The organism is Bacillus sp. WC2503 (genome assembly GCF_052682895.1).
Window position 1 is genome coordinate 4771836 of record NZ_JBQYMD010000001.1, and the last position, 13165, is coordinate 4785000.

Genomic DNA, 13165 nt, shown 5'->3' on the forward strand with positions numbered 1-13165 from the left:
CTTCCCTACATGCTCATGTACTGAGGGGGAACAAGGATGAACTTAATTTTAATGGGGCTTCCTGGTGCTGGTAAAGGTACACAAGCCGAACAGATTGTTGCCAAGTATAACATCCCTCACATCTCAACAGGAGATATGTTCCGTGCAGCTATGAAGGCTGAAACTGAAATGGGTTTACAAGCAAAATCTTTTATTGATAAAGGTGCTCTTGTTCCAGATGAAGTTACAATCGGAATCGTTCGTGAACGTTTAAGTCAAGAAGACTGTGTAAAAGGATTCTTATTAGATGGTTTCCCACGAACTGTTGCACAAGCATCAGCTCTTGAAGAGATTATGAAAGATCTTGGCAAAAAAATCGACTATGTTTTAAACATTAATGTGGATTCAGGGTTGTTATTAAAACGCCTTACAGGCCGTCGCATTTGTAAAGAGTGCGGTGCGACTTACCACTTAGAATTCAATCCACCAGCAAACGCTGATGTGTGCGATAAATGTGGTGGCGATTTATATCAACGCTCTGATGACAATGAAGAAACTGTAGCAAATCGTTTAGATGTAAATATTAAGCAAACAAAACCTTTGCTTGATTTCTATGAGGAGCTTGGTTACTTGCAAAGCATTAATGGTGAGCAAGACATCAATAAAGTATTTGCTGATATCGATGTTCTCATCGGAGGCTTAGCGTAATGATCATCTGCAAAACTCCTCGCGAGATAGAAATCATGCGAGAAGCTGGCAGGATCGTTGCTTTAACTCATCAAGAGTTGAAACAGCATATTACTCCAGGAATTACAACGAAAGAGCTCGATCAAATAGCGGAAAAGACGATTCAAAAATATGGTGCTACGCCATCTTTTAAAGGATACAACGGATTTCCGGGGAGCATATGTGCTTCTGTAAATGAAGAGCTTGTACACGGAATTCCAGGGAAGCGAAAGCTCGAAGAGGGCGATATCATCAGTATCGATATTGGTGCGAAATACAATGGGTACCATGGAGATTCTGCATGGACGTATCCAGTTGGAAACATTTCTGAATCTGTTCAAAAGCTACTTGATGTCACAGAAAAATCGTTGTATCTTGGTTTAGAACAAGTAAAACCAGGCGAAAGATTATCAAATATCTCACATGCGGTTCAAACCCATGCTGAAGAGAACGGATTCTCGATCGTTAGGGAGTATGTTGGTCACGGAATCGGGCAAGACTTACATGAGGACCCTCAAATCCCGCACTATGGTCCTCCAAATAGAGGCCCTAGATTAAAGCCGGGAATGGTCATCTGTGTTGAGCCGATGGTGAATCAAGGAAGACGATATGTAAAAACACTATCTGATGACTGGACAGTGGTAACGGTAGATGGTAAATGGTGTGCCCATTTTGAGCACACGATTGCTCTTACAGAAGCAGGATACGAAATCCTTACCACTTTATAAGTAGCTGGCTCTCCGGAATTTCAGAGCAGTGTAAAATGTTACTGATTTGAAGAAGGGAGAACTATTGAATGGCTAAAGATGATGTAATTGAAGTCGAAGGTACCGTTCTTGAAACGTTGCCAAATGCTATGTTCAAAGTAGAATTAGAGAATGGGCATGTCGTATTGGCTCACGTTTCTGGTAAAATCCGTATGAACTTCATTCGTATTTTACCAGGAGACAAAGTTACGGTAGAATTATCTCCGTACGATTTAAATCGTGGTCGTATTACGTACCGTTTTAAATAATATAGCACTCCGTAATCTTTAAGGAGGTTCGAGACATGAAAGTAAGACCGTCAGTTAAACCAATCTGCGAAAAATGTAAAGTTATTCGTAGACGTGGAAAAGTAATGGTTATTTGTGAAAACCCTAAACATAAACAAAAACAAGGTTAATCAGAAGGAGGTGCATTCAGAATGGCACGTATCGCAGGTGTAGATATTCCTCGAGACAAACGCGTTGTTATTTCTTTAACTTACGTATTCGGCATTGGTCGCACAACTGCTGAAAAAATTCTTACTGAAGCTGGTATTTCTTCAGAAACACGAGTTCGTGATTTAACGGAAGACGAACTAGGACGTATCCGTGATGTTATCGATAGCATTAAAGTTGAGGGAGACCTTCGTCGTGAAGTATCTCTTAACATTAAACGTCTAATGGAGATCGGTTCTTACCGTGGTCTTCGTCACCGTCGTGGTTTACCAGTTCGTGGTCAAAACTCTAAAAACAATGCTCGTACACGTAAAGGTCCACGTCGTACAGTAGCAAATAAAAAGAAATAATAAGTAAAGGAGGTTGAACTAACAATGGCACGTAAAACAAACACTCGTAAAAAACGTGTGAAAAAGAATATTGAAGCTGGTATAGCTCATATTCGTTCTACTTTCAACAACACAATCGTAACACTTACAGATACTCATGGTAACGCACTTTCTTGGTCTAGTGCTGGTGCACTTGGTTTCCGTGGATCTCGTAAGTCTACTCCATTCGCTGCGCAAATGGCTGCTGAAGCTGCTGCTAAAGTTGCAATGGAGCACGGTTTAAAAACTTTAGAGGTTACTGTTAAAGGTCCTGGTGCTGGTCGTGAAGCTGCAATTCGTGCTCTTCAAGCTGCAGGTCTAGAAGTAACAGCAATTAGAGATGTTACTCCAGTTCCTCATAATGGATGTCGTCCACCAAAACGTCGTCGTGTGTAATTTTTCTGTATAGAATTTTCCCTTTTGTCTATAATGGATATGATGCATTATCGAGAAATTTCGTACAGAAACATCGCTTGTTGTGCACAATCGGGAACTGCCTAAGGGGGACTTTCGGTTAATCAAAGGGGTATACCTTTGTTTAACCGGGGTTTCGACGTTTTGAAGGAGGGTTTAGTTAATGATTGAAATCGAAAAGCCGAAAATCGAAACGGTTGAACTTAACGAAGATGCTAAATATGGTAAATTCGTAATTGAACCGCTTGAGCGTGGATATGGTACTACTTTGGGTAACTCCTTACGTCGTATTCTTTTATCCTCACTCCCTGGTGCCGCTGTTACTGCTATCCAAATCGATGGCGTATTACATGAATTTTCAACAGTTGAGGGCGTAGTAGAAGACGTTACGACGATCATCTTAAACTTGAAAAAGTTAGCTCTTAAAATCTACTCTGAAGAAGAGAAGACGTTGGAAATTGATGTGCAGGGCGAAGGTATTGTCACAGCTGCTGATATTACTCACGATAGTGATGTAGAAATCTTAAATCCAGATTTACACATTGCAACGTTAGCAAAGGATGCGCATTTCCGCGTGCGTTTAACTGCAAAGCGTGGCCGTGGGTATACGCCAGCTGATGCAAATAAAAGCGAAGATCAACCAATAGGAGTAATTCCTATTGATTCTATTTATACTCCAGTATCACGTGTAACTTACCAAGTGGAAAAGACACGTGTCGGACAAGTGGCTAATTATGATAAGCTTACGCTTGATGTATGGACGGATGGAAGCATCGGGCCAAAAGAAGCTATCTCTTTAGGGGCCAAAATCTTAACTGAGCATTTAAATATCTTTGTTGGTTTAACTGATGAAGCACAAAATGCTGAGATTATGGTCGAGAAGGAAGAAGATCAAAAAGAGAAAGTTCTTGAGATGACTATCGAAGAACTAGATCTTTCTGTTCGTTCTTATAATTGCCTAAAACGTGCAGGAATTAATACTGTACAAGAGCTTGCGAACAAAACAGAAGAAGATATGATGAAAGTTCGTAACTTAGGACGTAAATCCTTAGAAGAAGTTAAACATAAACTTGAGGAATTAGGTTTAGGTTTACGTAAAGACGACTGAGGATTTAAACCCATCAACAAAGGAGGGAACTACGAATGGCATACAGAAAATTAGGCCGTACAAGTGCGCAACGTAAAGCTATGTTACGTGATTTAGCTACTGATTTAATTATCAACGAGCGCATCCAAACGACAGAAACTCGTGCAAAAGAACTTCGTTCTGTAGTGGAAAAAATGATCACTTTAGGTAAACGCGGAGATCTTCACGCTCGTCGTCAAGCAGCAGCTTTCATTCGCAATGAAGTTGCTAACGCTGAGACTGGTCAAGATGCACTTCAAAAATTATTCGCTGATGTAGCTCCACGCTATGCTGAGCGCCAAGGCGGATACACTCGTATTGCAAAAATTGGTCCACGTCGCGGAGACGCAGCACCAATGGTAATTATCGAGTTAGTATAATGATAATTAAAAGGGCAGGACAGTTCTTTTCAAGTAACTGGTCATGGCCCTTTTTTTTTAAATATAAAAAAGGCTAACTTGGCGAAGGAAAGGGTGCCTTGTATTGAAAAAAGAGAAACTTCGGACAGAAAATGTATCATTTCAATATCCTGGGGCAGCCTCGTATGCATTAAAAGATGTTTCGTTTTCCTTATATGAAGGAGAATGGGTATCTGTTATCGGACAAAATGGTTCAGGTAAATCTACACTTGCAAAATTATTGAATGGTTTGTTTTTGCCGGAATCAGGGACAATTACTGTAAATGATACAATGGTTTTATCAGAAGAAACGGTATGGGATGTTCGAAAACAAATTGGAATGGTATTTCAAAATCCAGATAATCAATTTGTTGGAACGACAGTACAAGATGACGTTGTATTTGGCTTAGAAAATATCGGAATGCCAAGGGAACAGATGGTAGAAAGATTAGAACAAGCCCTGCGACTTGTCCGTATGGAAGATTTTCTTAATGATGAGCCCCATTCGTTATCTGGTGGGCAAAAGCAGCGAGTTGCAATAGCAGGTGTTTTAGCACTTCAGCCATCTATTTTAATACTAGATGAAGCAACGTCAATGTTAGACCCTCAAGGGAGACGTGAAGTAGTAGAAACGGTTAGACAGCTTGTTAATCAAAAAGGTATTACCGTATTATCAATTACGCACGATTTAGAAGAAGCGGCACAGTCAGACCGTGTCATTATTTTAAACAAGGGAGAAATATTAGAGGAAGGGACCCCAAAGCAAATTTTCAAGTCCTCTCATATGCTCCAAGAAATTGGGTTAGATGTACCTTTTTCAGTAAAAATAGCAGAATTATTAAAAAGAAGTGAAATTCTTTTGCAAAATACGCATCTTACAATGGAAAGTTTGGTGAACGAACTTTGGAGATTACATTCCAAAAAGTAGAACATCGTTATCAATATAAAACTCCATTTGAAAGACGCGCGCTTTATGATGTAGACGTGTCGTTTCCAAGTGGAGGCTATTATGCCATTATCGGTCATACTGGTTCAGGTAAGTCGACGATGATTCAACATTTAAATGGTTTATTGCAGCCGACAAATGGTACGGTTCAAATTGGTGAACATTTAATTTCAGCAGGGAAGAAAGAGAAGAAGCTTAAGCCACTACGAAAAAAAGTAGGGGTTGTCTTTCAGTTCCCAGAACATCAGTTATTTGAAGAGACAGTGGAGAAAGATATTTGTTTTGGGCCTACTAATTTCGGTTTATCTGAAGAAGTGGCAAAGCAAAAGGCAAAAGATGCCATTCAGCTTGTTGGATTGGATATAGAGTTATTAGCACGTTCTCCGTTTGAATTAAGCGGTGGGCAAATGAGGCGTGTTGCAATAGCGGGCGTACTTGCGATGGAACCCGAAGTACTTGTATTAGATGAACCTACAGCGGGGCTTGATCCGAAAGGACAGCACGAGCTTATGGAGATGTTTTATAGTTTGCATAAGGAGCAGGGGCTTACAGTCATTCTTGTTACCCATAATATGGAGGATGCCGCTAAGTATGCAGATCAAATTGTGGTCATGCATAAAGGAACGGTCTTTTTGCAAGGAAGTGCAGAGGAAGTATTTTCACATGCTGATGAACTAGAACAAATTGGTGTGGACCTTCCGATGTCTTTAAAGTATAAACGTGCAATTGAAGAGAAGTTTGGTATTTCAATTCCAAAGGCTACCTTATCTTTAGAGGATCTTACTCATGAAGTTGTACAGGTGTTACGAAAAGGTGGTCATGAATCATGCAGCAGTTGATTATTGGGAGATACATTCCAGGTAAGTCACTCATTCATCAACTTGATCCTCGTACGAAGCTGTTGATTGTCTTTTTATATGTATTTGTTGTTTTCTTAGCAAATAATGCGATTTCATATGGATTTTTATTTTTATATGCACTCATTGCTTTATTTTTTGCAAAAGTGCCGATTCGTTATGTACTTTCGGGCTTAAAACCAATTTTATGGATTTTTCTTTTTACATTTTTCCTGCATATCTTCACAACTAAAGAAGGGGATGTACTATTCCAGCTTGGTTGGTTTTCAATACATGAAAAGGGATTAGAGCAAGGGATATACATTTCTATACGATTCTTTGTTATTATTTTAATGACGACATTATTAACGTTAACAACGACACCTATTGAGATTACAGATGGTTTGGAGACGTTATTAAAGCCGTTGAAGCGTATAAAGGTTCCTGTTCATGAAATCGCATTAATGATGTCTATTTCTCTTCGTTTTATTCCGACATTAATGGATGAAACGAGTAAAATTATGAAAGCACAAGCGTCACGTGGTATTGATTTTGCTGGAGGTCCGATAAAAGATAGGATGAAGGCAATTATTTCACTACTCGTTCCACTTTTTATTAGTGCTTTTAAGCGTGCTGAGGATTTAGCAATTGCGATGGAAGCACGTGGATATCGAAATGGTGAAGGACGAACTAAATTTAGGCAACTACGCTGGAAAATGAGCGATACAGTAACAATTATAAGTTTACTTTGTTTAGCTTGTATTTTAGTATGGTTGCGATTGTAATGGAGAACGGAAAGATGGAAAGAATAAAATGTACAGTTGCATATGATGGCATGCATTTTTGTGGTTACCAAATTCAACCACAGCATCGTACTGTTCAACAAGAAATAGAGAAGGCATTACAGAAATTGCATAAGGGTGAACTTGTTCGTGTTCAGGCATCAGGCAGAACGGATTCTACCGTTCATGCGAAAGGACAAGTCATACACTTTGATACACCTTTGTCTCTTGAAGAGTGGCAATGGAGTAATGCTTTAAACACAATGTTGCCAGATGATATTGTTATCAGGCAAGTAGAGAAGAAAACAGAAGAATTTCATGCACGTTACGGTGTTGAGAGAAAAGAATATCGTTATCGTGTATTATTATCAAAGACTGCGGATGTATTCCGTAGAAATTACGTATATCAATATCCATATCCGCTTGAAATAAACTCTATAAGAAAAGCGATTCCTTATTTTATTGGAACGCATGATTTCACTTCTTTTTGTTCGGCAAAAACTGACAAAAAAGATAAAGTGCGAACAATTTTTGAAATCGAGTTAATTGAGCAAGATGATGAATTAATTTTTCGTTTTGTAGGTAATGGATTTTTATATAATATGGTCAGAATTATTGTTGGTACGTTACTTAACGTAGGGCAAGGAAAGCTTGATCCTGATAGCATTCCAGAGATTTTAGCAAAACAAAATCGCCAGTTTGCTGGAAAGATGGCTCCAGGTCATGGACTTTACTTATGGCAAGTAAACTATAACAACTAATCCTGGTGTAACATTTGCTTGACATTAGAAACTCAAAAGTATATCATAACATATGGTATTGTTTCTAAAACCACGATTAGCCCCGGAAGGAAATCGTGTTTAAGATAAACAATAGATTTTTTCTATGGAAAAGATAACGAGGAGGGAAACACATGCGTACGACTTTTATGGCAAAAGCTAACGAAGTTGAGCGTAAATGGTATGTGGTTGATGCTGAAGGTCAAACTTTAGGTCGCCTATCTACTGAAGTAGCATCCATTTTACGTGGTAAAAACAAACCTACATTTACACCACACGTTGACACGGGTGATCATGTAATTATTATTAACGCTGAGAAAATTCATTTAACAGGTAATAAATTAAACGATAAAATTTACTACCGTCACACTAACCACCCAGGTGGACTTAAGCAAAGAACAGCTCTAGAAATGCGTACAAACTACCCTGTACAAATGTTAGAGCTTGCAATTAAAGGGATGCTTCCAAAAGGACGTTTAGGACGTCAAGTATCTAAGAAATTAAACGTGTATGCTGGAGCAGAGCATCCACACCAAGCACAAAAACCAGAAGTTTACGAACTTCGCGGATAATTAATTAAAGGAGGGCTTACTTTGGCACAGGTTCAATACTATGGCACTGGACGTCGTAAGAGTTCAGTAGCGCGCGTACGCCTAGTTCCAGGCGAAGGACGCGTTATCATTAACGGTCGTGATTTTGAAAACTATATCCCATTTGCTGCATTACGTGAAGTAGTTAAACAACCTCTAGTTGCAACAGAAACTTTAGGTAACTACGATGTACTTGTAAACGTAAATGGTGGTGGATACACTGGTCAAGCTGGTGCTATTCGTCACGGTATTTCTCGCGCTTTATTAAAAGCTGATCCAGAATACCGTCTAACACTAAAACGTGCAGGTCTATTAACTCGTGACGCACGTATGAAAGAGCGTAAAAAATACGGTCTTAAAGGCGCACGTCGTGCACCTCAGTTCTCAAAACGTTAATTTTTGCGAACTACAAACCTCAACCATTTTGGTTGGGGTTTTTTTATATTTAATTCCTCTTATTTATTTTTGAGGTTTGGAATATTTTAGTGCTACCGTCCCGCGTATGCTTCTTCTTTAGAAGTTTAGACTAATACGTATTAGGGAGGTTTTATAAGTACTATGAATGTCATTGTCAGCTTAAAAGAAAAACAAAAAGAAAAGCAATTAAAATACGAGCGGAAGATGCTACGAGAATTATCATTAAAAACGTTGCGTTCAAATATTCGTGATGCCTTTCACATGCAAGAGCTTCATCGTCAGTATGAAGATTACTGTATTGAACTAGGAATAGAATCTTATTTATTAGGAGCGAGATACAGTAAGTTTGGTTATTATGGCGAATCGTTCTTTGATGTGAAATATAGGGCTTTAGAAGAAGAGCAACAATTAACGGAAACACTATTTCAATTTTTAACGAGTATGACTATACGAGAAATTAAGTTAAAAGATGAGGAATTACTTTTTGAATCTTGTCAGCAGTTTATCGGATTGTGGTGGCAGGAAGGATATGAAAAAGGTGAAAGAAGATATCGTTTAAAGCTACATTAAGACAAGCATAAACTTTCCTCTTGTCCCATATAAGTAATTAGAGGGACTAGCTGGAGGAGGAAAGGTATGAAGAGAATTCGAATTATCTCTTTTGCGCTCGCTGCGGTTGTTTTGTTTTTTTTAGTCAAACAAGAATTTCAAATTACAAAATCGTGGCGAGCGTGGAATTTACCCTTATCAGGGAAAGTAATTGTATTAGACGCAGGGCATGGTGGACCAGACGGAGGAGCTGTTGGTGGAAAGGATATTATAGAAAAAGACATAACTCTTGAAATTACAAAAAAAGTGCAAGATTATTTGCAAGAGCAAGGTGCATTAGTTATTTTGACACGTGAAGGAGATTATGATTTAGCTAACAAAGATACAAAGTCGTACAGTAGACGTAAAGCAGAGGATTTAAGAAGACGTGTGGAGATTATTAATAAGCCAGATGTCGATTTCTTTGCAAGTATTCATTTAAATGCATTAACTAGTAGTGGTTCTAAAGGAGCACAAACGTTCTACTACCGTTCTTTAACTGAAAATGAACGTGCTGCGAAGTTTATACAAGCTGAATTGAGAACGAGTTTAGAAAATACGAACCGTTCTGCTAAAACGATTTCTCATGTGTATTTATTAAAGTATGCGAAAACACCAGGCGCTTTAATTGAAGCTGGATTTTTATCGAATGTGAACGAAAGGTATATGTTAAATTCGGAAAAATATCAGCAAAAGGTAGCGGCTGCCGTATATCGAGGTATATTGCGTTATTTCACGGAAAAAGGAAATCCTCCAGAATAAGGGGGATTTTTTGAGTTTCTCTCGTTAACGAAGTTTTCGGAAAATATGTTATACTGAAAATGTAAACGCATTTATTTCAAGGATAAAGAGAGATAAATTCAATTAACATTACGTTATTTTTCATACAGGGGGCTGGGCTAATTATGGTAACGAAAGAGCAAGTAGTGGAAGCGTTAGAAGGGATTGTAGATCCGTTTTTACATAAAACGTTAAAAGAAACAAATGCAATTAAAGAGGTAACAGTCAAGCCGGAGAAGGAACATGTGAGTGTTAAAATTGCAATTGTAAAAACAGGTACTGCGGAACAAATGCAGTTGCAGTCGGGCATCGTAAAGTTAGTGAAGGAACTTGGGGCAGCAACAGTTGGACTTCGTTTTGCAGAATTTACAGAAGAGGAATTAGCTCAGTTTGTACCACCGCAAGAAGAAGAGCAAATTGAATCTTTATTGTCACCGAATTCAAAAACGACATTTTTAGCAGTTGCGAGTGGAAAAGGTGGAGTGGGAAAATCAACAGTCTCCGTTAACCTTGCCATTGCTTTAGCTCGTCTAGGGAAAAAAGTTGGTATCATTGATGCGGATATTTACGGTTTTAGTGTACCTGATATGATGGGGATAGAAAAACGTCCTATTGTAAGAGGAGATAAAATAATCCCAGTGGAGCGTCTAGGTGTAAAAGTAATCTCAATGGGATTCTTTGTGGAAGATAATGCACCGGTTATTTGGAGAGGACCTATGCTTGGGAAAATGTTAAATCATTTCTTCACAGAAGTAGAATGGGGTGATTTAGATTACTTAGTATTAGATTTACCGCCAGGTACAGGTGATGTTGCGCTAGACTTGCATTCCATGTTGCCGGCTTGTAAAGAGATTATAGTAACGACGCCTCATCCAACAGCGGCATTTGTAGCAGCGCGTGCTGGAGCGATGGCTTTGCGCACTGAACACAGTATTCTTGGTGTCGTTGAAAATATGGCGTATTTTGAAAGTAAAGTAACTGGTGAGAAGGAGTATGTATTTGGAAGAGGTGGAGGAGATAAATTAGCTGCCGAATTACAAACAGATGTAATAGGCCGCATTCCACTTCAACAACCTGATTGGAATAAAGAAGACTTCGCTCCTTCAGTATATGAAGATACGCATACAACGGGGATTATTTATCGCACGATAGCTGAAACAGTAATTGATAAAACAGCTGTCGCGCAAAAATAAAATAATAATGAGTGGACGATATATATTGTCCACTCACTATTATAGTTATTATTTTTTACTGTTGTTCCTTACTCCCGCTTTGGGAGCCACCTTCGCCACCTGCATCTTTTTTATCAGAGCCACCTTTTTCAGCCTTTTGCACACCTTTACTAATAATATCAATCATCTTAGCTTGGAAGAGTGGGCTTTCAGTAGTTTCTGTTAGTACTTGTTGTAAATATTGACGGTATTCTTTACTCTTCATTGTTTGCAACATCATTTTTTCTACTTCAGGGTTTTTCATGATCTCTATAACGCCTGCTTGGTATTCAGGGTCTTTTAGTAAGGTTTTCATTAAATTTGTTTGTTCTTTCCCCATACTTTTAGCGAATTTCGATGAGAACTCAGGGTCTTTAAAGAGCTTTTCCCAGAATTGCTGCCCTTTGTCGGATACCATTGCATCTTCAATCGTTTTCTTTACTACTGTTTCATCTAGTATGAGTGCTTGTTTCATTTTTTCATCAGTTAATACATCTTGAATGGCCTTCTTACCTTGATCAGTTTTTAAAATATCAACAATCATTTTCTTTGTTTGATCGTAATCTAATTCGGATTTCGTTTCTTTTCCTTGTGCACATGCTACAAGTGCAATAAGTAGAAAAGAAGAAACGAAAACGAGTAGTATCCGTTTCATAAGTTGGAACTCCTTTCAACACAGTTCTCTCTTTTTAATATAAATATCTTTAAGGAATTTATACATGAACATGGCTAGCTTTTTGAAATTGTCATTGATACAATTTAATTAGAAATATAAGGATAATGGGGGATGTGTTGTGAATAGCCGCAAGTGGGTACGACTATTTTTAACGACGTTGTTTCTTGGTGGAGTCAGCACGGTTATTATTGGGTTTGTTTTGGAGTGGGACAAGTACGATAAATTTTTTCAAAATTTCGACGCAAAGGAGATTCTAGCAGTTTCTTTCTGGTTGATGGGTGTAGGGTTTATTTTTAGTGTTATAAGTCAAATGGGGTTCTTTGCCTATTTAACGATTCATCGTTTTGGACTAGGTATGTTCCGATCGTCATCTTTATGGAATGTAGTCCAGCTCTTCTTTATTGCATTCGTTTTATTCGATTTTGTGTATTTAAGATCTGTACTCATTGCAAATGGAGAAGTTTCATTAGGGAATAACATACTTGTTGCTGGAATATTATTTGTGTTTGGAGCGATTGTTGCTTATATAAAAAGTAAAGAAACAAATAAAAAAGCATTTGTGCCTGCCCTGTTCTTTATGGTTGTTGTAACAATTCTTGAATGGGTGCCAGCACTAAGGATTAATGATACAGATTGGTTATATTTAATGGTTATACCACTTTTATTATGTAATGCATATCAGTTACTTATATTACATCGTTTAATCGGAAAAACGAGTAAAGCTGCTTAATTGAAAAGTACTTTTGAATTTTTACGCAGCGATAGTTATACTACGAGAAATAGTGAGATGGAAATAGCTCTATTACCTTTCGATAAGGTAATAGAGCTATTTATGTGTAAAGGGTAGCAGAAAAGAAACTACTTCACATCTTCACTTTTCGTACTTGTGTTGGAAATGAGTTGTGATACGGATATTTGTTGATATCCGTCACTCTTTAACTTTTGTAGAAGTAGCGGTAAAGCTTTATTTGTTTGAAGAGCAGAATCAGATGCGTGTAATAAGACAATATCTCCACCCTTCAAATTATTAGAGACAGTGGAAACGATAGTATTTACACCTGGATTTTTCCAATCATTTGAATTATTACTCCAATGAACGACAGTGTATCCGAGCGATTCTGCGATTTTAAGAGTTGCTTTGTTGAATTCACCACTAGGTGGACGCAATAGCTTGACTTGTTTTACGCCAAGTTTCGTAAAAACATCTTGGGCTCGTAAAAGATCTCTTCTTATTTCATTTGGCTCTAGAGAAGTGTAAGACGTGTAATTATAACCCATACTACCGATTTCATGTCCATCTTTCATGATACGTTCGACGATATCGGGGTGTCTTTCGGCCCATGCAGCA

General features: G+C 38.2%; 20 protein-coding genes (1 of these 20 running past the window's edge). 18 read left to right on the top strand and 2 right to left on the bottom strand.

Annotated features, from left to right (window positions below; genetic code table 11):
- Positions 1-36 precede the first annotated feature (36 nt).
- The 17 genes from ACUN26_RS24665 to ACUN26_RS24745 all read left to right on the top strand — a co-directional run bounded on the left by ACUN26_RS24665 (position 37) and on the right by ACUN26_RS24745 (position 11123).
- Positions 37-687 carry an adenylate kinase gene (locus ACUN26_RS24665; protein ID WP_001048990.1) on the top strand — a complete coding sequence of 217 codons (651 nt, stop codon included), beginning with the start codon at positions 37-39 and terminating at the stop codon, positions 685-687.
- Entirely contained in the window at positions 687-1433 is a 747-nt protein-coding gene (map, locus tag ACUN26_RS24670) for a type I methionyl aminopeptidase (protein WP_000582534.1), read from the top strand. The genes ACUN26_RS24665 and map overlap by 1 nt, the downstream gene beginning before the upstream one ends.
- 68 nt (positions 1434-1501) lie before the next feature.
- Entirely contained in the window at positions 1502-1720 is a 219-nt protein-coding gene (gene infA, locus ACUN26_RS24675) for a translation initiation factor IF-1 (RefSeq protein ID WP_001029884.1), read from the top strand.
- Between the two features lie 35 nt (positions 1721-1755).
- Positions 1756-1869 (top strand): 50S ribosomal protein L36, encoded by a 114-nt coding sequence (gene rpmJ / locus ACUN26_RS24680; protein ID WP_000868344.1) that lies wholly within the window; start codon positions 1756-1758, stop codon positions 1867-1869.
- A 21-nt stretch (positions 1870-1890) separates the two neighbouring features.
- Complete coding sequence (gene rpsM, locus ACUN26_RS24685; RefSeq protein WP_000090793.1) at positions 1891-2256, top strand: 30S ribosomal protein S13; 366 nt, start codon at positions 1891-1893, stop codon at positions 2254-2256.
- A gap of 24 nt (positions 2257-2280) precedes the next feature.
- Positions 2281-2670, top strand: coding sequence for a 30S ribosomal protein S11 (gene rpsK, locus ACUN26_RS24690; protein ID WP_000101797.1), 390 nt, complete (start codon positions 2281-2283; stop codon positions 2668-2670).
- Positions 2671-2851: 181 nt separating this feature from the next.
- Complete coding sequence (locus tag ACUN26_RS24695; protein ID WP_000569643.1) at positions 2852-3796, top strand: DNA-directed RNA polymerase subunit alpha; 945 nt, start codon at positions 2852-2854, stop codon at positions 3794-3796.
- A gap of 35 nt (positions 3797-3831) precedes the next feature.
- On the top strand, positions 3832-4194 hold the full coding sequence (rplQ, locus tag ACUN26_RS24700) for a 50S ribosomal protein L17 (protein ID WP_000331490.1): 363 nt from the start codon (positions 3832-3834) through the stop codon (positions 4192-4194).
- Positions 4195-4297: 103 nt separating this feature from the next.
- On the top strand, positions 4298-5140 hold the full coding sequence (locus ACUN26_RS24705; RefSeq protein WP_000711788.1) for an energy-coupling factor ABC transporter ATP-binding protein: 843 nt from the start codon (positions 4298-4300) through the stop codon (positions 5138-5140).
- On the top strand, positions 5116-5997 hold the full coding sequence (locus ACUN26_RS24710) for an energy-coupling factor ABC transporter ATP-binding protein (RefSeq protein WP_000406524.1): 882 nt from the start codon (positions 5116-5118) through the stop codon (positions 5995-5997). The genes ACUN26_RS24705 and ACUN26_RS24710 overlap by 25 nt, the downstream gene beginning before the upstream one ends.
- Positions 5985-6779: an energy-coupling factor transporter transmembrane component T family protein gene (locus ACUN26_RS24715; protein WP_001186520.1), complete on the top strand. Its 795-nt coding sequence runs from the start codon at positions 5985-5987 to the stop codon at positions 6777-6779. The genes ACUN26_RS24710 and ACUN26_RS24715 overlap by 13 nt, the downstream gene beginning before the upstream one ends.
- A 14-nt stretch (positions 6780-6793) precedes the next feature.
- Positions 6794-7537 (top strand): tRNA pseudouridine(38-40) synthase TruA, encoded by a 744-nt coding sequence (truA, locus tag ACUN26_RS24720; RefSeq protein WP_000439681.1) that lies wholly within the window; start codon positions 6794-6796, stop codon positions 7535-7537.
- A gap of 152 nt (positions 7538-7689) precedes the next feature.
- Positions 7690-8127 carry a 50S ribosomal protein L13 gene (gene rplM / locus ACUN26_RS24725; RefSeq protein ID WP_001260795.1) on the top strand — a complete coding sequence of 146 codons (438 nt, stop codon included), beginning with the start codon at positions 7690-7692 and terminating at the stop codon, positions 8125-8127.
- Between the two features lie 21 nt (positions 8128-8148).
- Positions 8149-8541 carry a 30S ribosomal protein S9 gene (gene rpsI / locus ACUN26_RS24730; RefSeq protein ID WP_000079986.1) on the top strand — a complete coding sequence of 131 codons (393 nt, stop codon included), beginning with the start codon at positions 8149-8151 and terminating at the stop codon, positions 8539-8541.
- Positions 8542-8703: 162 nt separating this feature from the next.
- On the top strand, positions 8704-9132 hold the full coding sequence (locus ACUN26_RS24735; protein ID WP_001101000.1) for a DUF2521 family protein: 429 nt from the start codon (positions 8704-8706) through the stop codon (positions 9130-9132).
- 66 nt (positions 9133-9198) lie between these two features.
- Entirely contained in the window at positions 9199-9912 is a 714-nt protein-coding gene (gene cwlD / locus ACUN26_RS24740) for an N-acetylmuramoyl-L-alanine amidase CwlD (protein WP_000822443.1), read from the top strand.
- A gap of 143 nt (positions 9913-10055) precedes the next feature.
- Complete coding sequence (locus tag ACUN26_RS24745) at positions 10056-11123, top strand: Mrp/NBP35 family ATP-binding protein (RefSeq protein WP_000256618.1); 1068 nt, start codon at positions 10056-10058, stop codon at positions 11121-11123.
- Between the two features lie 55 nt (positions 11124-11178).
- Here the strand turns inward: ACUN26_RS24745 and gerD are convergent, their stop codons facing one another.
- On the bottom strand, positions 11179-11796 hold the full coding sequence (gene gerD, locus ACUN26_RS24750) for a spore germination lipoprotein GerD (RefSeq protein WP_000821768.1): 618 nt from the start codon (positions 11794-11796) through the stop codon (positions 11179-11181).
- Between the two features lie 139 nt (positions 11797-11935).
- Between gerD and kbaA the strand changes: the two genes are divergently transcribed.
- Positions 11936-12547 (top strand): KinB signaling pathway activation protein KbaA, encoded by a 612-nt coding sequence (gene kbaA, locus ACUN26_RS24755; RefSeq protein WP_001088535.1) that lies wholly within the window; start codon positions 11936-11938, stop codon positions 12545-12547.
- A gap of 128 nt (positions 12548-12675) precedes the next feature.
- Here kbaA and pdaB read toward each other — a convergent pair whose 3' ends face one another.
- Positions 12676-13165 carry the 3' portion of a polysaccharide deacetylase family sporulation protein PdaB gene (pdaB, locus tag ACUN26_RS24760; protein ID WP_000464721.1) on the bottom strand. The gene runs 275 nt beyond the window's last position, so only the last 490 of its 765 coding nucleotides appear in the window; the start codon falls outside the window, past its right edge; the stop codon is at positions 12676-12678.

Excerpts from the sequence above, each read along its gene's own strand:
- infA (WP_001029884.1), top strand. The coding sequence starts at position 1,502 with ATGGCTAAAGATGATGTAATTGAAGTCGAAGGTACCGTTCTTGAAACG.
- rplQ (WP_000331490.1), top strand. The coding sequence starts at position 3,832 with ATGGCATACAGAAAATTAGGCCGTACAAGTGCGCAACGTAAAGCTATG.
- gerD (WP_000821768.1), bottom strand. The coding sequence starts at position 11,796 with ATGAAACGGATACTACTCGTTTTCGTTTCTTCTTTTCTACTTATTGCA.
- ACUN26_RS24715 (WP_001186520.1), top strand. The coding sequence starts at position 5,985 with ATGCAGCAGTTGATTATTGGGAGATACATTCCAGGTAAGTCACTCATT.
- ACUN26_RS24735 (WP_001101000.1), top strand. The coding sequence starts at position 8,704 with ATGAATGTCATTGTCAGCTTAAAAGAAAAACAAAAAGAAAAGCAATTA.
- ACUN26_RS24745 (WP_000256618.1), top strand. The coding sequence starts at position 10,056 with ATGGTAACGAAAGAGCAAGTAGTGGAAGCGTTAGAAGGGATTGTAGAT.
- ACUN26_RS24665 (WP_001048990.1), top strand. The coding sequence starts at position 37 with ATGAACTTAATTTTAATGGGGCTTCCTGGTGCTGGTAAAGGTACACAA.
- rpsK (WP_000101797.1), top strand. The coding sequence starts at position 2,281 with ATGGCACGTAAAACAAACACTCGTAAAAAACGTGTGAAAAAGAATATT.
- truA (WP_000439681.1), top strand. The coding sequence starts at position 6,794 with ATGGAAAGAATAAAATGTACAGTTGCATATGATGGCATGCATTTTTGT.
- rpsM (WP_000090793.1), top strand. The coding sequence starts at position 1,891 with ATGGCACGTATCGCAGGTGTAGATATTCCTCGAGACAAACGCGTTGTT.
- ACUN26_RS24695 (WP_000569643.1), top strand. The coding sequence starts at position 2,852 with ATGATTGAAATCGAAAAGCCGAAAATCGAAACGGTTGAACTTAACGAA.
- map (WP_000582534.1), top strand. The coding sequence starts at position 687 with ATGATCATCTGCAAAACTCCTCGCGAGATAGAAATCATGCGAGAAGCT.
- cwlD (WP_000822443.1), top strand. The coding sequence starts at position 9,199 with ATGAAGAGAATTCGAATTATCTCTTTTGCGCTCGCTGCGGTTGTTTTG.
- rplM (WP_001260795.1), top strand. The coding sequence starts at position 7,690 with ATGCGTACGACTTTTATGGCAAAAGCTAACGAAGTTGAGCGTAAATGG.
- rpmJ (WP_000868344.1), top strand. The coding sequence starts at position 1,756 with ATGAAAGTAAGACCGTCAGTTAAACCAATCTGCGAAAAATGTAAAGTT.